We start from the raw sequence: 25,434 nt of genomic DNA, 5'->3' as shown, positions 1-25,434 counted from the left end.
GCATTAATACAGTTAGATTCACAAATAAGAAAGGTGGGTTACGCAGTCGTAACCCACCTTTTTATTCTATTTTTGACGATTGAATATGTATATCAATTTGCCCCATTGGTACAGTCTCTATTCATGCACCCAAATACCAGCCTCACCGACAAAGTAAGTGTGTGTGTCTTCGACCTCGATGTTATATACCGTCATAGTAAGAGGACCTTCGCCCTCTACCCAATCTATGGCATCAGGATCTTTCCATTCACCTTGACGGAAACCAAAGAACTCAGCATGTTCACGTTCGTCTTCAGGTGTTTGTTCTAATAGGCGTTGCTCCCACTCCTTATCGTACTCATATAATTTGTCTGTCACTGCTTGATAAGTGACGCCATTTTCGATCTCTGCACCTGTGGTTAAATCAATCAGGCTGCCATATTGAGCAGGACTGTCTTCGTCAAACTTTGGTACAAAACCAATATTAGATCTATCCGTTCTATAAATTTTTCTTAGTGATGTAGTGTCATAGGGATTATTACCAGACTCAGCCGAATACTTAATCAAGTCTTTGTTAATTAAAACATCTTGAGATTTTACCTCTTTAGCATTTATCCATTGCTTGTCATATACCCATAATGGATGATTCTCTGTTATCAATAATCGAGTCAAAGGTTGGCTATCAGATAACTCTCTTAATCTAATTCTCTCTTTAATTGGTAAAAAAGAGTCTACAGCGATAGAAAGCTCAAGTAACCATACCGATATATTCTCAGTACTCATAGTATTAGTTATTGCTTTATATATCAGTTCACCTGAGCCATCAGCAGGTTTGGATAATACTTTATCTCCAACCTTTAGTTGTTCTATTGGTACTAAACCTATTTCAGTATGTACTAATGTGCCACCGACGAAGCCTGACTTATTCATAATCACGTCATCCATATTTGTGTCTTAGTTCTCATTTATAGCAACTCTGATAGTAAATCGGTCAACGTCTCTAAGCCACCACCTGCTAATAAAAATAGCAAGCCTGCCATGTTCACAACGACGGTCAAATAATAAGTCACTCGAAATTCAGGCTTTTGCGACTTGTGGCGTAGATACGTTTGCGCAACCATAGCACCGACCCAACCGCCCAGCGCACTTAGCAGATGCAAGGTTGATTCAGGTGTGCGCCAATCATTATTCTGAGCAGCGGCTTTGTCCTTGGCATACATCATATAAGTAATGAGACCCAAGGCCACATACCAACCCACAACCAGCCAGCTGAGCTTGTTCATGGCAGCCAACAAGATTAATACGCCATAAAAGCCCACACCAAGGAACAAACGTTTCTTTTGTCCCGCTTCAAAGTCTGCTTGCATGCTACGTTTGTGATTACGCTGACGGATTTTCTGATTTTTTTGCGCCATTTTTTGCTGTACAAAGCTCAGCTCTTGTACATCTTTTGCTTGCATACGCCCTTGATTGTCTTGCCCAAACGTAAAAACAACGGGCTCACCGACCTCAGGGCGACGACGCGCTTTAAACTCATTGATATGAAAGAATATTGAATCACCATTCTGTGTTTCGATAAAACCAAAGCCTTTGTCGTCTTGCCACTTTTTAATGTGACCTTGTTGTTTAGTGCTTAGGTTTTTCGTTTTAATATCCATAGTTTTTTATCATCGATTATTTTTACAACTATTATATAACTTTTCTGCACTCATAAAAAAAGCTAAGAGTAAAGCTCTTAGCTTTTTAGTGACCATAAAAACACCTTAACAAGATATTAAGATATTAAGATATTAACGGCATTTTTTCTGCTCATACAAATTGGTCAAATTATTGCGACGATCTTTTGCTGCATTGATAGCTTCTTCAGTATTAGAATAGGTACCAATCAAAGCTGGCCAAAATAAAATTGCGGCAGCCACATTTTTACCAGTCGCTTTACGCTCAGCACGTGCTTTTTGCTCAAAGTCATCAGCTTCAGCTATTTCGCTAAGAATTTGCTGACAAGATAAGTTAACATCACTTATCTTTTTAGTTTGTACAACATGTGGCGTAGCACACCCTTGAGCCAATAATGCGAACATTCCAATTACCAAAACCGCTTTTTTCATAGTCATCTCAGAAGTTGTTTAACTTACAATTATTAATAGATAAGTTACGTTGCTTAAATTAAGTTTACATTTATATACATTAAGAAAGATAATGTCAACTTAATTTCATTATTGAATAACTTTAATTATTGATAATTTTTAGTTGAGCTATTAACGCATTGTATTTATTAATTTTTTAAAAAGATATATAAAGTAGGTTGGTAAAAATATCAGTAACAGCTTATAAAAGTGGCCTAATACATATCTGTCACATCAAGACGTTTAGCCTATGAGCTATGCTAAACTCTCTATTATAATGAACCCTCTTGATCCTATTCTATAAAAGACACATTACTATGACCGACTCACAATTTATCACTCCCAATGAAGACACCCGTATCACTTTTGGCAGCCTTGTAAAGCTGCACTTTGAAGTATCACTAGAGAACGGTACGATGATTGATTCTACCTTTAGCCGTGATGCGCCTGTGACGCTCACCATTGGTGATGAAAGTTTGTTACCTGGCTTTGAGCAGGTGTTAATGAACCTACGTGCTGGTGATACGCGCTCTGCCCACCTTGAGCCGGAGCAGGCATTTGGCGATTGGAATCCTGACAATATCCAACATTTCAGCCGTACTCAGTTTGCGTTAATCGCTGATAATCCAGAAATCGGCATGATGGTAGAGTTCGAAGACAAAGGCAAAAACACGCTGCCGGGTACGATTAGTGCACTCGATGACGATCAAGTCGAAGTGGATTTTAACCATCCCCTTGCCGGACAATCCCTGTTATTTAAAGTAAAAATCTTTAAAGTTACCCCGCCTGGTGTCACTGGCATAAAGCTCATGTAATCGCTTAAAAACTGTCAGCTATAAAAATACATTTACAAAGGACATTCATATGCAATATCAAATGTTGCCACAACTCAATGAAAAAGTTTCTAAGATTTGTTTAGGCACGATGACATGGGGACAGCAAAATACCGAGACCCAAGCACATGAACAAATGGACATGGCGCTAAGCGAAGGGGTGAATTTTTGGGATACGGCGGAGATGTATCCATCGCCGCCAGATAAAGACAAGCAAGGCGATACTGAACGATTTATGGGTACATGGTTTAATAAAACCAAACAGCGCGATAAAGTCATTCTTGCTAGCAAAATATCGCCGATGGATTTTTTGCGTGATGGGCAAACGCGTCTTAATGCCGAACATATTAGCAGCGCCATCGATGGCAATCTTCAGCGTTTACAAACCGATTATATTGATATTTACCAGCTGCATTGGCCTGAACGTCAGGCGAATTTTTTTAGTCAACTTGGTTATACCGAAGAGATGGCATCGCAACCATTAGATGATTTGACGCCTTTTTTAGAGACCATTCAAGCGCTAAATGATGAGATTAAAAAAGGTCGTATTCGTGCTTATGGGCTATCGAACGACACGGCTTGGGGACTGATGCGCTATCTATGGGAGGCTGATAAAAATGGTTTGATCGCCCCTATCACGGTGCAAAATCCGTATAGTTTGCTAAATCGCTTATATGAAGTCGCTATGGCCGAGATTACGCACCGTGAGAATGTGGGTCTATTGGCTTATTCACCGCTTGGCTTTGGTGTCTTATCTGGTAAATATCTCGATGGCAAACGCCCAACTGGTGCGCGTCTGACGATGTATGATCGCTTTGCGCGCTATACCAATGAACAAGCGCTATCAGCCACTGCTCAATACGCCAAAATTGCAGCGGATGCAGGTTTAGATATGGCACAGATGGCATTGGCTTTCGTTAACTCACGCTCATTTGTCACCAGTAACATTATTGGCTCTACTACGATCGAGCAGCTAAAATCTAACATCGATAGTATCCATTTAACCTTAAGCTCAGAAGTATTGGAAGCGATTGAAGCGGTGCATACCCAGCATCCCAATCCATCACCCTAATTTTAGCTTGATGTAACACCATGGTCTGATGCAAACCCGACTTTAGCGCATTGAGGCTGTAGCATTTATAATCGACAAAAAAAGGCGCAAATCGCAGTTATGAACTGAGCGATTTGCGCCTTTTTATTAGAGCGTGTTAAATATTCGCAACTATTATGCTGTCACCGCTTAAACTTTAGCGACTTTCGTTAAGACTCGCGAATGTAGTTCGGCCAAACCTTCTTGCATACGGGCTTGTAACAAGTCCGTCAATTCACTTTTGCTCAACCCTTTGGGATCTATTGGCTCAAGTGGCAATACATAGGCGGTCACATCTTTCGTATCGAGTACCTTTTTTAGGCTCTCTTTCATCGTAAGCTTGCCATAGTAAGGCAACTCTTCACTTAACGTGCCGTCTTTATTGACATAAGCAATTACCATCGGGCGTACGGGCACGTCAGCATCTATGGCAGCTTGTAGCAACGTGCCATGAATACGCTTGATTTTTTTGCCATCGGTGGTGGTCGCCTCAGGGAAGAATATGACTGAGAAACCTTTGGTCAAAAAACTGGCAATTTGGGCGGCGACCGACCCTGCATCACCGGAACCACGCTCGATAAATACCGTGCCTGCTGCATGAGCCAGCTTGCCAAATACAGGCCATTCACCGATTTCGGCTTTGGATAAGAAAAAAGCAGGACTCAGTGTACCCACCACAGGGATATCCATCCATGACACATGATTGGATACCCATAATCCGTGGTGCTGCTCTACCCGCTCGACTGCCACAACCTTGACGCCAAAAGAGCCTGCCATTTTGCGGCAAAAGGCTTGAATATAGCGCGGCAATTTTTCGCGTGGTGGCTGCTTAAATGCTCCAATACGTTGGGCGGCGCGCAATCCACCAGCGATAGTGGTGGTCATGCCAGCAATTTGTTTGCCGCGCCCCAACTGTTGTCTGAGTGAGAAGCCTGACTTAGATTGGCTCATCTGTGTCCCTCGTGGTTAAAAACTTATGATTATATATCGTAAACAAGCGCCATGAGTATAACAAAATTTATTCAGTCAGTGACGATTTGTTCACTGAGTTGCTGTTTATTCAACCAGTTCTACTGCGTTCACTGATTTGCCTATGGCTTTCATTTACGCTGTAACATAAAACCATCGTTAATTGTGCTAGAACGCTTTAATATTAACTGATAAGACCACATATATATGGTCATATGAACGCTATATCGACGTTTACTGAATGGATAATAGCGATATATTTACTTTATTAAATAGGTGATACTCTTTGGATTATTTTGAAAGACACGAAGGTGGCGAGCGCGCCATTATAGTACATTTAGACATCCGTCAAATTCAAGATCCTGATGATTTAGGTGAATTTGAGCTGTTAGCAGACTCAGCAGGGGCTGATCGTTTGGCTTTAGTCACAGGCTCACGCCAAAGACCCGACGCCAGATACTTCGTTGGTAGCGGTAAAGCAGAAGAAATAGCAGAATTGGTACGCGAACATGATGCGGACATCGTCTTATTTAACCATAGCTTATCGCCATCACAAGAGCGTAATATTGAAGCCTTGGTAAAATGTCGCGTACTGGATCGTACGGGTTTGATATTGGATATTTTCGCGCAGCGTGCCCGTACTTATGAAGGTAAGCTACAAGTAGAGCTGGCGCAGCTCAACCATTTATCGACGCGTTTGGTACGAGGTTGGACGCATTTGGAGCGTCAAAAAGGCGGTATTGGTCTACGTGGACCCGGTGAAACCCAGCTTGAGACCGATCGTCGCTTGCTACAAGTGCGCGTGAATCAGCTTAAAAGCAGAATCGAGAAAGTCAGACAGACACGTGCGCAAGGTCGAGCCCGCCGCCAAAAATCAGATGTGCCGACGATTTCGCTTGTCGGTTATACCAACGCTGGTAAATCGACACTATTTAACCGCTTGGTCGACGAGAATATCTACGCAGCGGATAAACTATTTGCCACGCTTGATCCTACTTTACGCCGTTTAGACTGGCAGGGTGTTGGTCGTGTTGTTTTAGTCGATACGGTAGGTTTTGTCCGTCATCTGCCGCATGAGTTGGTCGAATCCTTTCATGCGACATTAGAAGAAACCTTGGAAGCAGATTTATTGCTACACGTTATCGATTCTTCTAGTGAAGATATGCATGAGCAAATTCAAGCGGTCAAAGACGTATTAGCAGAGATTGATAATGATGTACCAGTGCTCAATGTCTACAACAAGATTGATTTGACAGATGAGCCTGCACATATTGGTTATGCTAGCGAAGGACAACCCAATCGCGTCTATGTTTCTTCTAGAGAAAATCTAGGTATGGAAGAGTTGTCGTTAGCCGTCCAGCAGTTACTTACTGGTACACTCACCACCTTTGAGTTGACCTTACCTTATCATGCAGGTCAGTTAAAAAACGCCTTATATGAGCTGGGTGTTATTCAGGAAGAGAGCTACGATGACAGCGGGCATGAGTGTTTAACGATTCGCTTGCCAAGCGATACGCTAAGACAACTATTGGGTCAGGCCAATTTAGAGCCTTTAGATGTACTGCCATTAGCACAAGCCACATTATTGATGCCAGTACTTGAAGACTTCGAAAAGCCTGACGAGGTTGAAGAGCCGACGATGACCGAAGCAGAAGAAAAAGCGTTTGATGAGTTTGATGCGCTGAATTCTGAAGCCGCTAAGTCAGAGGAATTAGCAGTAGAAGCGGAAACTCCTGACTCAAAGATATAAATGACTGAATCTGTAAAATAGCTTTATAAAAGACAAAAGGATGATATCCATTGATATCATCCTTTTTTTGGCACATAGCATTAAATTTTATAGGTTACCCGATCACGAAAACGCGCTACCATAGTTGACGTCGTTTAAAGTGAGCACAAGGTAGCCTGGCGCAAATGATACATTCATTATATTAAGCGAGCTTAACGCTGTTGCTATTTATAATCGCACTGACGATATGCTATAAGCTTTATTAGTTTGCCTACTCTCTATATAATCATCGGCTATAGGTTCAACCAATATTCATATCATTGATAGATAGAACACACTCATTAGAATGTGGTTACCTATTTTGTTGCTCCTATCCTATCTCTTTCTAAATCGGCCAGTATTTCTTATGAAATCTACTCACTCCGCCCATTTGCCGCTATGGCTTGCATTAATCCTGACACTCACGATGGTCATCGTGGTTCGTGAATCAGCCGTTATCATCTGTCAATTAGCAGGAATAGAAAAGGCTGCCAACATCGTTGGATTGGTCGCCATGTTCTTTATTTTGATGACATGGCGATTACTTAAAGGGTTGCCCAGTTGGCTCACCCAAGCCAGTAATACTTTATTGGTGGATAGCGGTTTTGCTTTTTTGCCCGTGTCTGCAGGTGCAGGTTTACTGCTATTCGCTTTAGGTGATGAGCTTTGGGGCGTTATGCTGACGATGATTATTAGCACACTCATACCGCTTTGGGGACTTGCCATACTTGCCAACCGTTCGCTCAATCACGATGTTAGCATCGATAGCACCACCGTTGAAGAGCACAAAGAACAGCTATGAGCTGCATGAACAAGGAAATGCAATGACTTTTGATAACGTGTTTGTGGCAACCTTTGCGGCGATATTATTAACGCTAATCGCCCATGTGACTGCTCGTGTATTGGCACGTAAGCTCTCATGGCTGCCGATGGTGATTACGGCGTTGGCGCTTGTTCTCTTATTTTTGTTTATCCTACAATGGGATTACAACGATTATTACGATGTTGCCAAGCCTGTATTTGATCACTTATTGGGATATGTCACCGTACTGTTGGCAGTACCATTAGCAGCAATGAACTTTAAAGGTCTGCCAGTCAAAAAGCTTACTCTCATAGTTATCCTTGCAAGTGTGGTTGGTGCATTGCTACCGATGTCATTGGCTTATTTATTTTCATTAAGTCACGACACCATACTCGCTTTCGCAACGCGTTCAGTGACCACCCCAATCGGTCTGAGTGTCGCAGATCTAATTAAAGCACCACTAGCCATGGCGAACTTAATTATTATTGTCTCAGGGCTTATCGGTGGTACTTTGGCGCGCTTTTTATTTCGCGGTATCGATGATGACCGCGCCAAGGGCTTAGCACTTGGATTGGCAGCGCATGCTTTTGGTACCGTCGAAGCATGGCAAATTAGCCACACTGCTGGGCGTTATGCGGCATTTGGATTGGCAGTAAACGGGCTGGTCACCGCCGTTTGGGTGCCTATTTTTATCAGTGCACTTTTTATATAACCCTGTTCAAAGCACTTCCCAGTGCTCCAAACAGCTTTTATTTCTCATGATTCATTCATTGCCACAGCCAGAATATTCACGTACCACATACGCCTAAAAACAATAAAGCCGATACTCAATCAACGTACTCAAAAACGGTAGTGTGTTGATTTTTTTACAAATTAAAAATGACTTTTATGCTTTGTACTGATAATCGTATGCGTCGAAAAGTTATTATATGTTATAGTAAGCAACTATTATTTTTTGTATCCAATGCGAGTGGTTTCTAGTTAGACGTGGTTTTTGCTAGGGTGCTCTATCGTTTATAGCGATAAAATCCTACCAGCACGATAACCGCTTAAATGCGCAGAACGACGCGCCTATAGGCAAAGCAATTTGCTATTACTCGATGAAAAGTGATAACCCTATGATAAATGTTACAACCTTAGTGACTCGCTGCTTGTCTCCTGTTTTATTGACCGCTGTCGCCTTATCCAGCCTATCTGTTGCTGCTCAAGCAGGTAATATGTATATTTACAAAGACAAAGGCGGACAAGTCTTACTCACTAACGTCAATCCAAGTGGTAATTTTGACAAATTCACCAAAAAGGTAAAAGTCACTTACTACAAAGATTCTAAAATGTATGACGGTAGTAGTGACAATAGCAGCAGTAATTACGGTAGTAGCTCTGCCAGCAGTAGCGGAAGCCGCAACTCATACGACAGTTATATTCGCGCCTCAGCTCAGCGTCATGGAGTAGATCCTGGGCTTATAAAAGCAATGATGCATAGCGAATCCGCCTTTAACCCGAATGCACGCTCACCTGTCGGTGCGCAAGGTCTCATGCAGCTAATGCCAGCGACTGCGCGACGCTTTAAAGTCAGCAATCCTTGGAACCCTGCAGATAATATCGAAGGCTCTGCTAAATATATTGCATGGCTGATGAAGCGTTTTAATAACAACGTAGAATTTGCGGTTGCGGGCTACAATGCGGGTGAAGGTAACGTTGATAAATATAACGGCATCCCGCCTTTTAAGGAAACCCGTAACTATGTCAAAAATGTCATGAGCCGTTACCATAGCTTGTATAAAAACGACTCAGGGCTATCAGGCAGTACCATGAACGCTAGCAATCAAATCGCCAATCCTAGTCTCAGTAGTGGCTTACAAAACGTCAGCTATGGTACCAGCAGTAATAGCAATAGTGCCAGCTATGCCAACTCAGCATATGATGCGCTACGCTAAAATGAAGACTACATGAACCGTTGAATCCAAACGTAAAAAAGCCCGTTAATTATATTAACGGGCTTTTTTGTGCTAAGAGGCTTTATCTAGTAATTCATAATCTATCTTGTCATATTTTTTGAGTTCGATACAAGATTAACAATAAAGCTGATCGGTGAGTACCAAACCAAAAAGTTTAGCACTCACCATTCTTCTTAGCAAAATTTAAAAATTACTTGTTAGCCAGTGCTTGTGTTGCAGCAACTTCAGCAGCGAAATCTTCTTGCTTTTTCTCAATGCCTTCACCAACTTCTAGACGTTTGAAAGCAAGTACTTTTACGCCTTCAGCTTTTAGTACATCACCAACTTTCTTCTCGTTGTCCATAACATATGGCTGACGTAGTAAAGTCACTTCTTCTAGGTACTTACGTAGGCCACCTTCGATCATTTTTTCAACGATGTTATCAGGCTTGCCAGACTCACGAGCTTTTGCTTCGATGATGTCTTTTTCGCGTGCTAATAAATCAGCATCGACACTTTCGTCATCAACCGCAACTGGATTAAACGCAGCGATATGCATGGCAAGGTTTTTGCCAGTCTCTGCATTGCCGCCTTCAAAAGATACCACAACACCGATACGTAGACCATGACGGTATGAAGCAAGGTTGCTACCTTCTAATACTTCAACGCGGCGTACTTGGATGTTTTCGCCGATTTTTTGTACCAAAGATACACGAGCTTCTTCAACAGTCTGACCATTGCCATATGGCAATTCAGCAATAGCAGCTACGTCAGTCACATTGTTTTCTAATGCAATGTTCGCTACTGCTTCTGCAAATGCCGTAAAGTTTTCGTCTTTTGCAACGAAGTCAGTTTGGCAGTTCACTTCTAACAAGAATGCTTTGTTGTCGCCTTGAGCGATGATGATAGCGCCATCAGCTGCAATGTTACCAGCTTTTTTAGCTGCTTTGGCTTGACCAGATTTACGTAGGTTATCAATGGCAGTTTCTACATCGCCGTTTGATTCTTCTAACGCTTTTTTACATTCCATCATGCCAAGACCAGTACGGTCACGCAATTCTTTTACCATTTTGGCAGATACTTTTACTTCTGACATAAGAGTTACCTTTTATTATGTATGGGAGTGCTTAATTTCTATGAGATATATCTTTGCTATCTATTGGTACTATATCGCTCTTATAGTAATGGAAGCACTCATGGTTGATCGTGATAACAGACATCATTGTAATGACAGATATTGTGCATCACGAGGGCATATATAAGCGATAATACTCGCTTATTGACGAGTGTTCCATCAACAATAAGGCATGACGAGTAAAACTACATCATGCCTATTGTGAGCTTATACGCTGTTAATAACGTTATATGGATGCAGATAGTGTGACTATCAAGCTATCCTTACAAAGTTAAACCTTTTGGGTCAGCCAATTATTCTGCTGGAGTCGCCGCTTCTTCTGCTTTGGCTTCAACTGGTGCTTCTTCAGTAGCAGGTGCTTCTTGCTCAGCTTTGCCGCCCGCTTGAGTCTGTGCGTATTCTTTACCAGCGATAATCGCATCAGCCATAGAAGTCACATACAATGTCACAGCACGGATAGCATCATCGTTTGCTGGGATGATGTAATCAACGTTATCTGGGCTAGAGTTAGTATCAACGATACCGATAACTGGGATACCTAGATTTTTAGCTTCTTTGATAGCAATCGCTTCATGATCTACGTCTACAACGAAGATTGCGTCAGGTAGGCCGCCCATATCTTTAATACCGCCTAGTGAACGCTCAAGTTTTTCCATATCGCGAGTACGCTCTAACGCTTCACGCTTAGTAAGCTTGGCGAAAGTACCGTCTTCTGCTTGCTTTTCTAGCTCTTTTAGACGGTTGATTGACTGGCGAAGTGTTTTCCAGTTAGTCAACATACCACCTAACCAGCGATGGTCAACGTATGGCATGCCAGCGCGTGCTGCTTGCTCAGCGATGATACCGCTTGCTGCGCGTTTAGTACCTACGAACAATACTTTGTTTTTCTTGGCAGCTAAGCCGTTAACGTAAGTCAATGCTTCGTTAAACGCTTTTACTGTGTGCTCAAGGTTAATGATGTGAATCTTGTTACGGGCACCAAAGATGTATGGTCCCATTTTTGGATTCCAAAAACGTGTTTGGTGACCAAAGTGAGCGCCGGCTTGTAGTAAGTCGCGCATTTCGATTTTGGTTGGATTCTTTGTAGACATGTGAAATTCCTATTGGTTGGGTTATGCCTCCACATCACAAAAACTGCCTATCTAGCGACACGCATCTGCTAACGGTTAATGCTCATTGTGGCAGCACTAACTTTTTTGCAAATTAATCAAGTCGCCAAACACCCAGCAATTTTTTGCCATGATGTGTGTGTCATTGGTTGATGGGTTGGTTTAAAAAATTTAGCTATCGTTTGAACGTAAAAATACGATGTGATAAAAAATAGCTGGGCTGTATTTTATCACATAATGCTTAGCGACTGCTAGCGCTATTATGCTGTTTAAGTAGATGATAACGCATAAAAAAACGACGCATTAACGTCGTTCTTTATACTGAATAAATGAGCAGCTGTAGATTAAGCTATACAGATACCAATGACCGCTTTATACCCACGCCACGTAAATGGCGTGACGTAACTTTGGCGATCTTTTGGCAAATAAGACACGCTTGGTGCGCTCTCAACAATATGCGGCGGCGAGATAATAAACTCTGAGCCAAACTCAGTACGAGCATTACCAGAGATAGTGTTGGCCATCTCACCGAGCAGATCTTTCATCATCGTGATCGATGAGTCAGGCTCGCCCATCACTTTTATGACCTCTCGCAACATCACGCTTGGCGCACTCACATACACACAGCCTTCAATAGGCCCTGATATCTCGATAACGCCGCTATAATCATAACCAACAGCACTCTTGTTATGATTTAAATAAGGGGTATCAATGGACACTTCCGAGCCATCAATTTGTGCAAAAAATGCATTGATTGAGCTCAGAAACACACCCAATTTTTCTACTTTAACCATAATATATTAATATCCATCTTTATGACGCGGTGGCAGCAACGTTAATCCTGCAAACAGACCACAATCTCGCCTATCTGCGAGTTCCAAGTGATGGGAATGATAAAAGAACGCTCATCATTCGGCAACACAATACTTTGTGGAGAGCCTTTAAATACAAACGGCACAGAAATATGAAACTCTGAGCCAAACTCTTTACGCGCGTTACCAGCGATTGTATTGGCCACTTCACCAGCCAAATCGATATAATTCTCATCGCTTTTATCCGTTTCACCCATGCTATCCAGTATAGCGGACAATAACTGACGGGTTGCGGAAAAATACACCACGCCTTTTTGTCCACCCGATATACCGATCACACCCGTATAATCATGAACTTTTGGCTGTTTGTTCTCTAACAGATATGGGGTATCAGCGACAAGCTCCTCGCCCCCAAACTGATTAAAATAATTACTAATAATACTTAAAAAAATCTGTAGCTTTTGTTCTTTCATAATGACATCTACTTAAGTCGTTGAATGGTTTAGTCTTGCATTAGCTCATACAAAGACTCTACAAGCTCTTCTTCTGAAAAAGGCTTGCACAAAAATCCGCTGGCACCCAACGACAATGCTTCAATGCCAGTGGCTTTATCAGACAGTGCTGACACCACTAAAATGCGTACTTCAGGGTCAATCGCAATGATTTTCTCAATGCATTCAAGTCCGTCCATTTGTGGCATGGTCAAGTCCATGGTGATTACATCAGGACGATGGACATTGAACTTTTCAATGGCTTGAACACCACTGGTTGCCGTCGCAACCAGCATAAACTGCCCTGAATCGTACGCGCGTTGAATACGATTTCTAATAATATTTGAATCATCAACAATCATTAACTTATGCATAACTGATCTATTACCTTTAATGAAGTGTTTGTCGTCCTTGACAATATACCTACTGTTGTTAATTAAGCTTTGGGTAAAGTAACCACAAACCGTGTCATCTGACCAAATTCGCTGTTTACATTCAGCTTGCCACCATACTCTTTTACTTTTGCTTTGATAATATCGAGACCAACGCCGCGTCCGCCATCTTCATCCGCGTCGTCTCGGGTAGAGAAACCCGATACAAATAGTTGCTTGAGCAAATCGCCCTGACTGAGCTGGCTAGCTTCTTCCGTACTAAAACGACCATCACTGCTTAACTTGGCACGAATGCTGTCATAATCAATACCTTGACCATCATCTTGCACAATCAGCGTCACATCTGCGCCACTGTCTTGCACCTCTAAATCAATCGTACCGACGACTGCTTTACCCGTCGTCTGACGAACACTTGGCGCTTCAATACCATGTACCACAGCATTACGTAGTAGCTGAATGCTAATCTCTTTAATCGGCTTTACCAGATGCTCTGGTATATTGGCTTGGGTTAATGTCAGGCTTTTGAGCGTGACCTGTTTGCCTTGCCTAGTTGCGATATCATCGGCAAAGTCTTTATAAAAAACCAAGTGATCATTATTTGCATCGTCTGCATCACTACCCAAATTGATGTCCAAACCACCATCAGTGGCCATGCCATTACTTGAGCTGGTAGCCGATCTGGCAATTGACTGACTTTCAGAAATTGCTGCTGATACGCTAGATTTTGCGGCTGCTGGTGCTGAGCGGTTGATACGCTCACCTAACGTTGCAATGGTATTTGATAAGCTTAACAAGTCATCCAAATGTACGGCCAATGGCAAGAAATCGTTACCAGATAATTGACCTTGGTTTTGCAATGCGTGCAGTTTGTCTTCCGCATCTGAGGCAATTTTAGTAAAGCTGTGCAGTTTTAGCGCAGAAGCTTCACCTTTTAAGCTATGCATTTCGCGGTAAATGGCTTTTAGTTTGCCCTCAAGCTCGTATTGTGAGCTACCAGGATTTTTCAAGATATTGTTCATCTTCTCAATATGCATCTGAGTATTATCAATAAACTCATTAATGATTTTTGGATTTACATTCAAGATAGTGGTGAGCATCTCAATCTGCATGTCGTTTTGCGAGCGCTCTTTTTCTAGACGCTGCTCTAAATATACGGCATCCGATACATCGTTAACGTTGACCAAAATACGGGCAATGTCTTTGTTGTCATAAACACGTGAGAACTTGAAGTCTAAGAAGCGATTATTCTGTGCTTTATCACCAGCATTGTTGTGTAGCATGACTTTGTGCAGTGGATTGAGAGAATCTACCAATTTTTCTTTAACGCGTGGATTGTAAAGCTGCTCAATAAATTGCTGTGTGGTTTTCAGATCTTTATCAGAAATACGCCCACGTAAAACGTTAGTAAAGTTCTCTCCTGACAATCTGTCCTCACCGATAATATCATTCAGTGCGCGAGAATGCTGCTGACCAATATTCAAGTCTTTATCAAGTAAGAATAGACCCGTATTTACCGTTTCCATAATCTCTTGTGTCTCGCGACGAGCAGCGAACGCTTCAGCATCGGTTTCACGTAAACGGCGTACAAAGAAGAATACAAAAATTAGAAAGTAGGTAAAGATGGCGGCAACACCAAGTACCTGAATAAGACGAATGGTCGTCGCTTGGCGTTCGGCACTATTAAAAACATCTTTGGTCAAATTATCTAACGAATCGTTAATCAATAGACTTGACGTCTTGGCTTGTTCAACGGCTTGGGTCAGATCATCTTCAGAGGAAACCATAATATTATCAGCATCTTTGAGATATGCTTGAATCTTAGGCTCTAACGCTTTCCACTGCTCATTAGCCGCGGTAATGTTTACTTGTGCGTTACTGTCAATCTTTGGCAGATCATAAGTTTTGCCATCAACGTCAGTGATCGTTGCACCTTGCTCAATAGCAGCAATAGAGCTGGTAATCAACGCCGTATTTTCCTCCAAACGCTCCAAAACGCGCTGAATATGCGGAGAGTTCGTATCTTCGCCATAGCTATTATCTAAGTCAAATAAATCTTTAATTACCGCCTGCGCGCTATTAGCGACTTGGTTGGTTTGGTCAATTAAAGCGGTATTTCTTTCTAATAAGTTTGAGGTATAGAACGTAAAGGCTAACAAAGCACCGATGAGCGATAAAAATAGTGCAATTGAAATGATCAGACCTTGATAGCGCTTATTGTCAACATTGGGAGTGGTTGCCATCTTCAGAATTCCTTAGTTCAATTGCGTAGTATTAGTATCAGAATTGCTCTTATCAGCAGATGCAGGTACAGCCTCACCTAACCAGCGCGCTTCAATTTCCTTAAATGTCCCTTTTGCTTTCAGTTTAGCAATACCCTCATTAACCGTATTAATCAACTGAGTATTTTCTTTTGCCATTAATACGACTTGTTGCGCTGAAGGTGCGTCTGCCGCTTCATAAGGTACAATCTTCACTTTATGTTCTGGATAACCTTTTATGATGTACTGCAGCACTGGCATGTCGTATAAGAAAACATCAGTCTTACCTTGTACTAAGTCCTGATAAGCCAAAAATGCAGTAGATCTTGAAACCAACTCAACCGAGCTACCCATCTGTTTTAGAGTATCTTCTTCTTTAGAACCTGCCAACGTACCAGTTTTTAGACCCTTTATATCGTTTAAGCCTTTGATATCAAACTTACCTTCCAAGTACATGATGGTAGCTGGGTTAAAAAAGTAAGGCGTTGATAGACCATATCTTACCGCACGATCATCTTTATAAGAGATACCAGAAATAGCTAAATCACGTTTTCCTGACTCCACACTATCGAACATATCTTGCCAAGTTTCTTTATAAAACTCGACTTTAAAGCCTTGCTCCTCGCCGATAGCTCTAATGGAATCAACGTCCGTGCCCTGCATATTGCCATAGTCATCTTGAAATGAGAAAGGTGGTAAATCACCCGTCATAGCGACCTTTAATGTTGGTGCCGTATCAGGCAAATTACTGACAAAATTATCTTTATTTTCTGTTACTGGCGTACCAGTCGAATTGGCATTTTCTTGAGTGGAAGAGTTACCGCAGCCAAACAGGCCAACACTCAATACAATTGGTAACACTCGATATAACTGCATCATAATTTACCCTTAAAGCTTCACGTGGTTGTACATATTAATTAATGACAATCTAGCAAGGTTAGGCAATATCTTCACAATACTTACTTACAGAAAGTTACGTTTGATAATACTTGCCTAACTTTATGATTGCAATAATTATGTTTAGTTATTACGTACAATTTGTTATATATGGCAAATAAAGGATATTAAGGGCGTACATAAGTCTACCTTTACGACTGAAAACTTGTAATATGGTCTTGTTTTATGAGCATTTTTAGGCAAAAAATAAAATAAAAAGCACAAAAAAAGCATCCTTACATAATCAATGTAAGAATGCCTTTTAAGATGCTAGTGCAAGAATTATAAAGTCTCTGGCTTACTCCGCATCGTCCAGATTTAAATTACGATCTATCTGCCAAATTAAAAAACAGCCAAGACTCATCAAAGCGAACATCGCAATACCAATTTTGAGTACGGGATTAACTGGAAATAGGTTTAATAATAATCCACCAAAGATACCGACTGAAAACATGAGCGAGCCTTGTAGCGCACTTGCCATGCCCGCTCGGCGTTTTTGAAAGGCCAGCGCAATAGCAGAGGCATTGGGCTGAGTCAGACCTAAGCCTGCGATACAGAAGAAAATACAAGCCAGCACCAGTGGAAGCCAAGCATCAGTACCCAAAAATAGACCTATTACAAATAGTACGCCTGCAGAAATAACCTGCATCATCGCACCAAAGCGCAAAATACTCAAAATACGAAAGCGATTGGTGAGCCACTGATTCAGCTGAGTCAAACCCACAAAACCAGCAGCATTCATCCCAAATAACCAAGCAAAGTGGGTTGCGGATACCCCATAGGTATCCATAATCAACTCAGAGGCTGAACTGATATAAACAAACATCGCCCCCATTAGCAGGCCACCACCAATCGCTGGATAATTGAACGTCGGGTCTTTTAATAAGTCCCAGTACTGACTCAGTACTTCTCTTGCAGGACGTACATTACGATTTTCTTCCGTCAACGTTTCAAAGAAGAAAAACTTTGTGAGTAATAAATTCAACGTGCCAAAAGCAGCCAAAAACCAAAAAATAGAGTGCCAGCTAAAAAACTGTAGAAATAGCGCACCAAGCGATGGGGCTAATATCGGCGCTAAACCCATCACCAAAATCATAATAGAAAAGGCTTTTGCGGTTTGTTTGGCAGTCAATCGATCGCGAATCGCAGCACGAGTGACCACCGCGCCGACACACGCACCAAGCGCTTGCATCGTCCGCCCAACGAATAATACATACTCGTTATTAGTAGTCGCACAAACAATGGAGGCGATGACATATAGCGTCATGCCGATATATAAAGGCTTAACGCGACCAACACGATCACTAAATGGACCATAAAATAGCTGGCCAAATACCAAGCCTAAAAAATAAGCAGGAACAGAGTTGGCCATAAAGGCTGTGGAGACACCAAAGTCATCTGCCATCGATGGTAATGCAGGCAGATACATATCAATAGACAATGGCCCCACTGCCACGATAAGTCCAAGCATCATAATCCATGCAACAGGCAAATCAGCAGAGCGTACGCGCTCAGAAGCAATGGGTCGATTGGGTAGAGAGGATTTTGGAGCAGACATATTCAGACCATTTTATATAGAGTGTATTAAATCGTTATAAAGGTTCAATACACTCTAGTGATTGTTATTGTAGTATTCAGGCTTCCATTGTCTTTAATATTTGGTCTTTACTCAATACTGAAAACAAGGGTCATTGCCACCATTAGTGCACATTTGCATACAGCGGCGCAAGTGGACAGTGTTATATCGTACTATCCGCTCACATTTCAATAGAGGTATGACGTGAATAAAACAAACAATAACAACTAAAAACAATCACAATAATTTGTCAAAATAGGTCTGAGCGTCAGCATAGCGGCATAATTAGTAAAAGATATTTAGCGGAACTGGCGCTTACCAAATGCCGTACTGGCTTGCTTGGCTTTTCTTAACGCAAGCTTGCGATTACGACCGAGCATCATTTTAAGCTGCCATACTTTTTCTTTATATAAAGTAGTGGCTGGCTGCTGGAACATAGCGTTGACCACACGCTTACTCGCCAACACCGCATCAGGAGAGCGCTCTGCAAATTCGGCAGCGAGCTCTTGCGCCTGCTCAAGTGGCGCTTCATTGCAATGGCTGACAAGACCCAATGCTTTGCCCTCACTGGCAGTCACGATACGTGCACTCATGGCAAGCTCTTTTAGCACATCTTCACGTACCACGCCAAACGCCGATTGCGTCAAACCCATGTCTGGTACCAGCCCCCACTTAGCTTCCATAATAGACAGTTTGCAATCTGGATGACTGATACGCACATCGCAAGCCAGCGCTAGCTGAAGCCCTGCACCGATACAATAGCCTTCTAGTACGGCAATGACTGGTACAGGCACATCGCGCCATACCAGACAAACACGCTGGAATGAGCTCTGCCACGGTTTGACCAGCTCCCAAACGGCGAACGCTTGATTTTTTGGATGATTCAAATCACCCAAGTCTATGCCCGCACAAAACGTGCCTTCAGCACCATTTAAAATCACCGCACGTATCGTTTTATCTTTACCAATGCGTTCTGCGACAGCAATCAACTCTTTCACCACTTTAAAGCTCATGGCATTTTTTTTGTGTGGGCGATTTAAGGTTACCGTGAGTATATTGTCGGTCATACTAACTTGTAAGGTTTCATATTGGTAAGTGGCAATCGCGTTCATAACAATCCTTATTCATGAATAAAATAGAAATGGCATCTAAATACGATGCCGATACGTCTAAAGCTGATGGCAACAATATTAACAGCCTTGTTACGACGCTACCTCATCAATAACTGACTGCAACGATTCGATTCACCATTTATGTCATAAAACCATCACTTCTAAATCATTTTCCACGTCATATCATTTTCACTCAAACGATGATAATTGAGCTGAGGATAGGCTGATAAATCCAGCGCCTGCAAATTATTTAACGCTGTTATTAATGCGGCATAATATGGCTCAAGCATGGCAAACTGCGCAGGGGTGGTGTGTTGGACATTCAGCAAGCATTTATCTTCTAGGTCTTGACTGGCCTGACGTAATTGCGGCACACCAGTATAACGACTGCCGCCTAAGATGCGATGGGCAATTTGCGCTAGCATACTGCGATCACGGGCGTCCCACGCTTGCGTCAGCGCCTGCTTTTCATCATTAATAGTATCGAGCATCATAATGATAAGCTTGGCTGCCAAGTCGGGCTTATTCGCTGAGCGGGTCAACGCGTCTTGCCAATCTAAAATAGCAAACCCATCACCTTCATTAGCCCCCAAAGAGTGATGGCTTAAATGGTGGTGACTGCTGTCCCAACCCTTTGTTTCTTGCGCATATGTGTGGGAGTCTGTAGGCATTGCCACTCCATCGTGAGCACTATTTATCGGTGTTTCCGATGGCTTTAATAGTGGCGACTGTCCTTGTTTATATAAGCGTAAGTTTTCATAGCGTGGCTGGGTGTCGCGCGGTGTTTCGCGTCTATAATCCTCACGAGGTTGGCTATCTCGCAAGTAATTATCACGAATTTTCTTCAATGATAAAGGACGCGTTATTTTTGGCTGATTGATTGTATTAGAACCGCTATGACGGTTATTTTCATCCCCTTTCACCATAGGATAAGCAATGGTTGTAGAGTCTGATGGCCACGTTGAATACGTTTCAGCCTCCCTATTTTGTGAGTCGGTAGAGTGTGAATTCTCTTTTGATAAATCGATAACCTGCACATCAGTATTGTGCACATCCGTACTGTGCAGATTGGTAGCAGGCAACGCTGTTAACTGCGGCATTGTCGTTGTGCGTCCAAGCCATTTTTGCAGCACTTGTAACAACTGAGGCTGGCTAATGGGTTTACCTACATAGTCATTAATGCCACTGGCGATCAGTTTGTCTCGCTCATCAGCCAAACCATGTGCAGTCAACGCAATAATCGGGATACGGTTATCATCATTTTCAATATTACGAATTTGTCTTGCGGCTTCATGCCCTGACATACGCGGCATTTGGATGTCCATGAATATTAGATCAATATGTCCTTTATCCTGAATAGCGACTTTATCATCGGTATTCATCTCTTCATAAAGCGTACTATTTGATTTTTTATTCACCTCATCGCGCGTTTCAGCTTTAGAGATTTGCGTTTTATTCGACAGACTTTGCTTATCATTCTTTGTGGTTTTAAGATTTTTGGTTTGTTGTTTGCTGATAATTTCTATGGCGTCAAAACCACTACTCGCTGTGATGACCTGAATACCAAGCTCACTAAGTAATGCATCGAGCACCAACAAATTGGGCAGATGATCGTCGACTGCCAGTACCGTCACCCCTGTCCAGCGCGGTTCTTGCACGCTTTTTTTGGTACTGCGATTTTGGGTGTCGAGCATGGCATAGAGCTGTCTTTTGTCTAAAGGTTCATACAAAATATTGGCATGATAACGATTTAGTAATGCTTGATCGGCAGCAACTTGATAACCAAATACCGCAAGCTTGCCTTGGTAATGCAGACGAATTTGTTTGAGTAACGCCATCATATCGTCTTGGGTATCATCATCGACGATGACCCAATCCCAATAATTACCATGCTCTTTTAATGACTCAAGTACGCCCGGTAAGGAGTTGGCTTGGGTCAATTTAATCGGCAAATATTGCAAGCTGGCTTTGAGCACTTGGATAGAGGCGGTATGATTGATCCATACCAATACATTAAACTCATCGGTCTCACTCGCCAATGGAGCCAAGACCGGTAGCTCAATTGTCTGACCAGTAGCGGCTTCCAACACATCGACATGTGCTGGCATCCGAAACCAAAACGTCGCGCCCTGATTGGCAATATTCTCTTGAGCGTTATCATGAAAGCCAATATCACCGCCCATCAGCCGCGTTAATTGCTTGGAGATAACGAGCCCCAACCCTGTGCCGCCATACTGACGAGTGATTGAAGGGTCACCTTGGCTAAAGCTTTGGAACAGCATCTTTTGATCAGCTAAAGAGATGCCCTTACCGCTGTCTTGCACACTGATCATGAGATAATTATCACGATGATCATCCAAGCTGACACGCACCACCACATCGCCACTGTCGGTAAATTTAATCGCATTGCCGACGATATTGGTCAATACTTGCTTGAGGCGCAGGGCATCGCCATTGATACGCATCGGCACATCATTATAAAACAGCACCGCCATGCGCAGACCTTTTTCTGCGGATACAGGCGAAAGCATATCGACCACGTCATAAATGGTGTCATAAAGGTCAAACTCATGACGGTCAAGTACCAGCTTGCCTGCTTCAATCTTAGAGAAATCCAAAACATCGTTAACCAAGGCAAGCAAGTGTGCTGATGACTTACGTATGGTTTGCACGTACAAATCTTGTTCAGGATTCAATTCGCCATGCCTTGCTAGCAAATTGATAAAGCCATCGATACTGTTTAATGGCGTGCGCAGCTCGTGGCTAATATTCGCCAAAAACGCCGATTTGGCTTGGCTGGTTGAAATTGCCGCATCACGTGCATTACGAATAGAGATGTTTTGCATTTCCATCTCATCAAACGCAAGGCGCAAATCATCCTCGGTTTGCTCGGCATGGTCTTTTAATTCCTGAAAACTCCTATGCAAGCGGCGTAACGTTTTGACCAAGTCTTGCTGCAATAAGTTTAGCTCACCATCTGACTCAACGGGAATAGGCTGATACAAATTGTCGACATGGGTACGCTGCAACTGCAAACGCAGCTCATAAATTGGTGCTATCCAGCGCTTTGAATAAATGTTTAAACTCAGCAATAAAATCAAAATGGTGAACAAGCCGGTAATCACTAATGCCATGGCGATACGGTAGCGGGCGATATAGAGTGGTTCATTGTCCATATCGACGAGCAGCCACAGTTTTTGTCCTTCAAACTCTCCTAATACACTGCCATAAGCGGTTCCAATAGGCGTTGGTTGCTGCGATAAAAAATTCTTTGTTGTGTCTATTGCAGGCCATGCTTCGTTCAGTCCATAACCGACTGCGGCGAGCACCTGATTACTTTCATTGATGATCGCAATTCGCTGTACATGTTGCTCGGACTGCATACGACCCAGCTTATCTTGAATTTCCTCAAGCTTCGTGATGGTCGTTTGAGTGGCATCATTTGCTCTGACTTCGCCATCAGCATTGGGTTCGCCGTCTGCTTGCTGGCGCTCTTGCGCTAACAGCTCAGGGATTAGCTCTGCAATCGCTGGGGTATAACGAATCAGCACCGCCTCCGCCAATACTTCTTGTTCGGAATTGCTGGCACGCATGGTCTCATAAAAGACCAAAATACCGCCCACCGCTGCCAAGATACAAATGGGTAGAAACACCAATATAATCAACTGGCCATACGCACTGCTAGTATCAAAACGTTTTTTGTATGCCATGCTAGCTTTACTCTCTACAGAAAATTGCACTATGAATCAATAGCGGCGGTAAGCGGTGTTAGCCAATCATAATTTTTTTAGGGGCTGTGCTCATTTCAAAGCTATTCTCATTTCAAAGCTATCGTCATTTTAAAAATAATAACTGCCTACCCATGATAAAATTTAATGGTTCTTGTTATTGCCGTACCTATATATTGCCATAACTATAACGCATTTCATCGATCATGGTGAGTGGCTATGACGCAAAGGCATTTTAACTGTCCAGCCCTTTTTAAACACCACTCATTTACCAAAATCTCTTGATGCCTTCAGCGTAGCCAAAAACAAAATGATATAATGACGCAACTTTTCATTTATTGCTATTTCGTTAAAGCGACAGAAATGTCATTAACGATCAAATCACTCACTTCACTCAATAGCAGCCGTATCAAGATATTTATTCAAAAATCAAAATGACAATTAAAAAATAAACGGTAATTAAAAATCAATTTTAAAAATTAACAAGGATACTTTATGTCCGCAACGGCTATCTCCAACTCTAATTTCATTACTCAAGTCATCAAACTTGCTGATTGCGTCGGTCAGACGCCATTGGTTAAATTACAGCGCTTACCTGAGCAAGAGCAGCTGACCAATGGTGCTGCGTTACTGGCCAAGCTTGAAGGTAACAATCCAGCGGGCTCTGTTAAAGATCGTCCTGCTTTTAATATGATTTATCAAGCAGAACAGCGCGGTGACATCAAAGCGGGCGACATGCTGATTGAAGCCACGAGTGGCAACACTGGTATCGCGTTAGCCATGGTCGCGGCGATGCGTGGCTATCCGATAACGCTACTGATGCCAACCAATTCAACTCAAGAGCGCAAAGACGCCATGATTGCGTATGGTGCGACGTTAATCGAGGTGGATGAAGGCATGGAAGCCGCACGCGATTTGGCGCTGCAAATGCAAGCAGATGGCAAAGGCATCGTATTAGATCAGTTTAATAACCCTGATAACAGTCATGCCCATTACCTGACCACAGGGCCTGAACTGTGGGCGCAAACGGCAGGAAAAATCACTCATTTTATTAGCTCAATGGGCACCACTGGTACCATTACTGGTGTATCGCAATACCTCAAAGAACAAAATCCAGATATCAAAATCATTGGACTACAGCCTGATGAAGAAGCTTCGATTGCTGGTATTCGCCGCTGGCCTGCAGCTTACATGCCGGGTATCTTTAACGCAGATTTGGTTGATGAAATCATGGATGTGGATCAGCGTATCGCAGAAGTTTATATGCGCAAACTGGCCAAAACCGAAGGTATTTTCGCGGGCGTTTCATCAGGTGCTGCAGCATGGGCTGCCGTACAAGTCGCTAAAGAAAACCCTGATGCTGTCATCGCCTTTATTGTCTGTGATCGCGGCGATCGTTATTTGTCGACGGGTTTATACAATATTCACGACGACAATATTGACGCCAGCAATGTCGATAACAATATAGAAGTTAATTAACGCACAGACAACGCTGCTAAGTTTAGTTGATTCAATCAGGATTTCTTATGTCACAAGCTCTACCATCCGACCCTATATTGGTCTTTGATATCGAAACTGTCGCTGATACCGATGCGGCGCGCCGTATCTATCCGCAATTGGCAGAGTTGAATGATGCAGATGCATTGAGCGCACTCACAGCGCTTCGAATACAAGAAGCTGGGCATGACTTTATGCGCTTGCCACTGCAGCGTATTGTCTGTATCTCAGCGTTATATATCAAAGATGGCAAGTTTTCGTTGTTCTCATTGACCGCTGATAAATTCAGTGAAAAAGATATTCTTGCCAAATTTTTTCGGGCATTTAGTGACATCGAAAAACTGCCACAGCTTATTAGTTGGAATGGCTCAGGTTTCGATATTCCTGTACTGATATATCGGGCTATGCAATACGATTTATCAGCGCCATGGTTATTTGAAGAAGGCGAGCGCATCAAAAACATGCGCTTTGATAATTATGTCAATCGCTTCCACACCCGTCACCTTGATTTGATGGACAGATTTAGCCAGTATGGTGCCAGCCGCCGCGAAGCCATGGATATTGTCGCAAGTTTATATGGTCTACCGGGTAAAACAGCTGTCGACGGTAGTATGGTTGGTGAGCTTGTCAATAACGATGACTGGCAAACGCTGTCTATTTATTGCGAGTCTGACGTCATGAATACATGGCTAATCTATTTGCGCTGGTTGCGTTTAACTGGACAATTATCCTCACAAGATTTTGACGCTTGGCAGCAGCAGAGCTATGACTATTTAGTAAAATATACCCAAGCGGATGGTCATGCTCGCCATCAAGACTTCATCGCTGATTGGTCATCTGCGCCCACATCATAACAAATGAAGTTATATGAAGGCGCGTTATAA

22 protein-coding genes are annotated in these 25,434 nt (G+C 42.6%); 8 read left to right on the top strand and 14 right to left on the bottom strand.

All coding sequences use genetic code 11. From position 1 onward, the window contains the following. Positions 1 to 117: 117 nt before the first annotated feature. The 3 genes from JFC08_RS03145 to JFC08_RS03135 form a co-directional block, all read right to left on the bottom strand. Positions 118 to 924 carry a Hint domain-containing protein gene (locus tag JFC08_RS03145; RefSeq protein WP_227697619.1) on the bottom strand — a complete coding sequence of 269 codons (807 nt, stop codon included), beginning with the start codon at positions 922 to 924 and terminating at the stop codon, positions 118 to 120. Between the two features lie 20 nt (positions 925 to 944). Further along, positions 945 to 1,637: a DUF1294 domain-containing protein gene (locus JFC08_RS03140; protein ID WP_198329671.1), complete on the bottom strand. Its 693-nt coding sequence runs from the start codon at positions 1,635 to 1,637 to the stop codon at positions 945 to 947. A 132-nt stretch (positions 1,638 to 1,769) separates the two neighbouring features. Next, positions 1,770 to 2,087 carry a hypothetical protein gene (locus JFC08_RS03135; RefSeq protein WP_198329670.1) on the bottom strand — a complete coding sequence of 106 codons (318 nt, stop codon included), beginning with the start codon at positions 2,085 to 2,087 and terminating at the stop codon, positions 1,770 to 1,772. 335 nt (positions 2,088 to 2,422) lie between these two features. Here JFC08_RS03135 and JFC08_RS03130 point away from each other — a divergent pair, with 335 nt between their 5' ends. Together JFC08_RS03130 and JFC08_RS03125 are read left to right on the top strand one after the other, a co-directional pair. Beyond that, entirely contained in the window at positions 2,423 to 2,920 is a 498-nt protein-coding gene (locus JFC08_RS03130) for an FKBP-type peptidyl-prolyl cis-trans isomerase (RefSeq protein ID WP_109591020.1), read from the top strand. Positions 2,921 to 2,969: 49 nt separating this feature from the next. Then, the gene (locus tag JFC08_RS03125) at positions 2,970 to 4,010 is read left to right on the top strand and encodes an aldo/keto reductase (protein ID WP_198329669.1); all 1,041 of its coding nucleotides are present in this window, start codon (positions 2,970 to 2,972) and stop codon (positions 4,008 to 4,010) included. A 168-nt stretch (positions 4,011 to 4,178) separates the two neighbouring features. Here the strand turns inward: JFC08_RS03125 and JFC08_RS03120 are convergent, their stop codons facing one another. Then, a complete protein-coding gene (locus JFC08_RS03120) occupies positions 4,179 to 4,979 on the bottom strand; it encodes a lysophospholipid acyltransferase family protein (protein ID WP_198329668.1) in 801 nt (266 codons plus the stop codon). A gap of 304 nt (positions 4,980 to 5,283) precedes the next feature. Between JFC08_RS03120 and hflX the strand changes: the two genes are divergently transcribed. The 4 genes from hflX to JFC08_RS03100 all read left to right on the top strand — a co-directional run bounded on the left by hflX (position 5,284) and on the right by JFC08_RS03100 (position 9,504). Then, entirely contained in the window at positions 5,284 to 6,747 is a 1,464-nt protein-coding gene (gene hflX / locus JFC08_RS03115; protein ID WP_198329667.1) for a ribosome rescue GTPase HflX, read from the top strand. Positions 6,748 to 7,132: 385 nt separating this feature from the next. Beyond that, positions 7,133 to 7,567: a CidA/LrgA family protein gene (locus JFC08_RS03110; RefSeq protein ID WP_198329666.1), complete on the top strand. Its 435-nt coding sequence runs from the start codon at positions 7,133 to 7,135 to the stop codon at positions 7,565 to 7,567. 22 nt (positions 7,568 to 7,589) lie between these two features. Next, positions 7,590 to 8,279 (top strand): LrgB family protein, encoded by a 690-nt coding sequence (locus JFC08_RS03105; protein ID WP_198329665.1) that lies wholly within the window; start codon positions 7,590 to 7,592, stop codon positions 8,277 to 8,279. Between the two features lie 406 nt (positions 8,280 to 8,685). Then, on the top strand, positions 8,686 to 9,504 hold the full coding sequence (locus JFC08_RS03100) for a lytic transglycosylase domain-containing protein (RefSeq protein WP_198329664.1): 819 nt from the start codon (positions 8,686 to 8,688) through the stop codon (positions 9,502 to 9,504). Between the two features lie 211 nt (positions 9,505 to 9,715). Here JFC08_RS03100 and tsf read toward each other — a convergent pair whose 3' ends face one another. The 10 genes from tsf to JFC08_RS03050 form a co-directional block, all read right to left on the bottom strand. Next, a complete protein-coding gene (gene tsf, locus JFC08_RS03095; protein ID WP_198329663.1) occupies positions 9,716 to 10,600 on the bottom strand; it encodes a translation elongation factor Ts in 885 nt (294 codons plus the stop codon). Positions 10,601 to 10,932: 332 nt separating this feature from the next. Next, entirely contained in the window at positions 10,933 to 11,730 is a 798-nt protein-coding gene (rpsB, locus tag JFC08_RS03090; protein WP_045443642.1) for a 30S ribosomal protein S2, read from the bottom strand. 362 nt (positions 11,731 to 12,092) lie between these two features. Then, positions 12,093 to 12,542: a chemotaxis protein CheX gene (locus JFC08_RS03085; RefSeq protein ID WP_055125718.1), complete on the bottom strand. Its 450-nt coding sequence runs from the start codon at positions 12,540 to 12,542 to the stop codon at positions 12,093 to 12,095. Between the two features lie 41 nt (positions 12,543 to 12,583). Then, a complete protein-coding gene (locus tag JFC08_RS03080; protein WP_045443636.1) occupies positions 12,584 to 13,033 on the bottom strand; it encodes a chemotaxis protein CheX in 450 nt (149 codons plus the stop codon). Positions 13,034 to 13,062: 29 nt separating this feature from the next. Further along, entirely contained in the window at positions 13,063 to 13,425 is a 363-nt protein-coding gene (locus tag JFC08_RS03075; RefSeq protein ID WP_045443633.1) for a response regulator, read from the bottom strand. 62 nt (positions 13,426 to 13,487) lie between these two features. Further along, positions 13,488 to 15,683 (bottom strand): ATP-binding protein, encoded by a 2,196-nt coding sequence (locus JFC08_RS03070; protein WP_198329662.1) that lies wholly within the window; start codon positions 15,681 to 15,683, stop codon positions 13,488 to 13,490. A 12-nt stretch (positions 15,684 to 15,695) separates the two neighbouring features. Beyond that, positions 15,696 to 16,580: a transporter substrate-binding domain-containing protein gene (locus tag JFC08_RS03065; RefSeq protein WP_198329661.1), complete on the bottom strand. Its 885-nt coding sequence runs from the start codon at positions 16,578 to 16,580 to the stop codon at positions 15,696 to 15,698. Between the two features lie 355 nt (positions 16,581 to 16,935). Continuing rightward, positions 16,936 to 18,195, bottom strand: a complete 1,260-nt coding sequence (locus JFC08_RS03060; protein ID WP_055125721.1) for a multidrug effflux MFS transporter — start codon at positions 18,193 to 18,195, stop codon at positions 16,936 to 16,938. A gap of 317 nt (positions 18,196 to 18,512) precedes the next feature. Next, positions 18,513 to 19,325 (bottom strand): crotonase/enoyl-CoA hydratase family protein, encoded by an 813-nt coding sequence (locus JFC08_RS03055; protein ID WP_198329660.1) that lies wholly within the window; start codon positions 19,323 to 19,325, stop codon positions 18,513 to 18,515. Positions 19,326 to 19,486: 161 nt separating this feature from the next. Next, the gene (locus JFC08_RS03050) at positions 19,487 to 23,035 is read right to left on the bottom strand and encodes an ATP-binding protein (protein WP_198329659.1); all 3,549 of its coding nucleotides are present in this window, start codon (positions 23,033 to 23,035) and stop codon (positions 19,487 to 19,489) included. 513 nt (positions 23,036 to 23,548) lie between these two features. Between JFC08_RS03050 and cysM the strand changes: the two genes are divergently transcribed. Beyond that, entirely contained in the window at positions 23,549 to 24,532 is a 984-nt protein-coding gene (cysM, locus tag JFC08_RS03045) for a cysteine synthase CysM (RefSeq protein ID WP_198329658.1), read from the top strand. Between the two features lie 47 nt (positions 24,533 to 24,579). Beyond that, positions 24,580 to 25,404 carry a 3'-5' exonuclease gene (locus JFC08_RS03040; RefSeq protein ID WP_198329657.1) on the top strand — a complete coding sequence of 275 codons (825 nt, stop codon included), beginning with the start codon at positions 24,580 to 24,582 and terminating at the stop codon, positions 25,402 to 25,404. Positions 25,405 to 25,434 lie beyond the last annotated feature (30 nt).

This window comes from Psychrobacter cibarius (assembly GCF_016107535.1).
In the GTDB taxonomy this organism is placed as follows: Bacteria; Pseudomonadota; Gammaproteobacteria; order Pseudomonadales; family Moraxellaceae; genus Psychrobacter; species Psychrobacter cibarius.
The sequence above is the reverse complement of the archived record's forward strand: the minus strand, read 5'-3'. Positions and strand labels throughout refer to the sequence as shown.

Excerpts from the sequence above, each read along its gene's own strand:
- JFC08_RS03145 (WP_227697619.1), bottom strand. The coding sequence starts at position 924 with ATGGATGACGTGATTATGAATAAGTCAGGCTTCGTCGGTGGCACATTA.
- JFC08_RS03140 (WP_198329671.1), bottom strand. The coding sequence starts at position 1,637 with ATGGATATTAAAACGAAAAACCTAAGCACTAAACAACAAGGTCACATT.
- JFC08_RS03135 (WP_198329670.1), bottom strand. The coding sequence starts at position 2,087 with ATGAAAAAAGCGGTTTTGGTAATTGGAATGTTCGCATTATTGGCTCAA.
- JFC08_RS03130 (WP_109591020.1), top strand. The coding sequence starts at position 2,423 with ATGACCGACTCACAATTTATCACTCCCAATGAAGACACCCGTATCACT.
- JFC08_RS03125 (WP_198329669.1), top strand. The coding sequence starts at position 2,970 with ATGCAATATCAAATGTTGCCACAACTCAATGAAAAAGTTTCTAAGATT.
- JFC08_RS03120 (WP_198329668.1), bottom strand. The coding sequence starts at position 4,979 with ATGAGCCAATCTAAGTCAGGCTTCTCACTCAGACAACAGTTGGGGCGC.
- JFC08_RS03110 (WP_198329666.1), top strand. The coding sequence starts at position 7,133 with ATGAAATCTACTCACTCCGCCCATTTGCCGCTATGGCTTGCATTAATC.
- JFC08_RS03105 (WP_198329665.1), top strand. The coding sequence starts at position 7,590 with ATGACTTTTGATAACGTGTTTGTGGCAACCTTTGCGGCGATATTATTA.
- JFC08_RS03100 (WP_198329664.1), top strand. The coding sequence starts at position 8,686 with ATGATAAATGTTACAACCTTAGTGACTCGCTGCTTGTCTCCTGTTTTA.
- tsf (WP_198329663.1), bottom strand. The coding sequence starts at position 10,600 with ATGTCAGAAGTAAAAGTATCTGCCAAAATGGTAAAAGAATTGCGTGAC.
- rpsB (WP_045443642.1), bottom strand. The coding sequence starts at position 11,730 with ATGTCTACAAAGAATCCAACCAAAATCGAAATGCGCGACTTACTACAA.
- JFC08_RS03085 (WP_055125718.1), bottom strand. The coding sequence starts at position 12,542 with ATGGTTAAAGTAGAAAAATTGGGTGTGTTTCTGAGCTCAATCAATGCA.
- JFC08_RS03080 (WP_045443636.1), bottom strand. The coding sequence starts at position 13,033 with ATGAAAGAACAAAAGCTACAGATTTTTTTAAGTATTATTAGTAATTAT.
- JFC08_RS03075 (WP_045443633.1), bottom strand. The coding sequence starts at position 13,425 with ATGCATAAGTTAATGATTGTTGATGATTCAAATATTATTAGAAATCGT.
- JFC08_RS03070 (WP_198329662.1), bottom strand. The coding sequence starts at position 15,683 with ATGGCAACCACTCCCAATGTTGACAATAAGCGCTATCAAGGTCTGATC.
- JFC08_RS03065 (WP_198329661.1), bottom strand. The coding sequence starts at position 16,580 with ATGATGCAGTTATATCGAGTGTTACCAATTGTATTGAGTGTTGGCCTG.
- JFC08_RS03060 (WP_055125721.1), bottom strand. The coding sequence starts at position 18,195 with ATGTCTGCTCCAAAATCCTCTCTACCCAATCGACCCATTGCTTCTGAG.
- JFC08_RS03055 (WP_198329660.1), bottom strand. The coding sequence starts at position 19,325 with ATGAACGCGATTGCCACTTACCAATATGAAACCTTACAAGTTAGTATG.
- JFC08_RS03050 (WP_198329659.1), bottom strand. The coding sequence starts at position 23,035 with ATGGCATACAAAAAACGTTTTGATACTAGCAGTGCGTATGGCCAGTTG.
- cysM (WP_198329658.1), top strand. The coding sequence starts at position 23,549 with ATGTCCGCAACGGCTATCTCCAACTCTAATTTCATTACTCAAGTCATC.
- JFC08_RS03040 (WP_198329657.1), top strand. The coding sequence starts at position 24,580 with ATGTCACAAGCTCTACCATCCGACCCTATATTGGTCTTTGATATCGAA.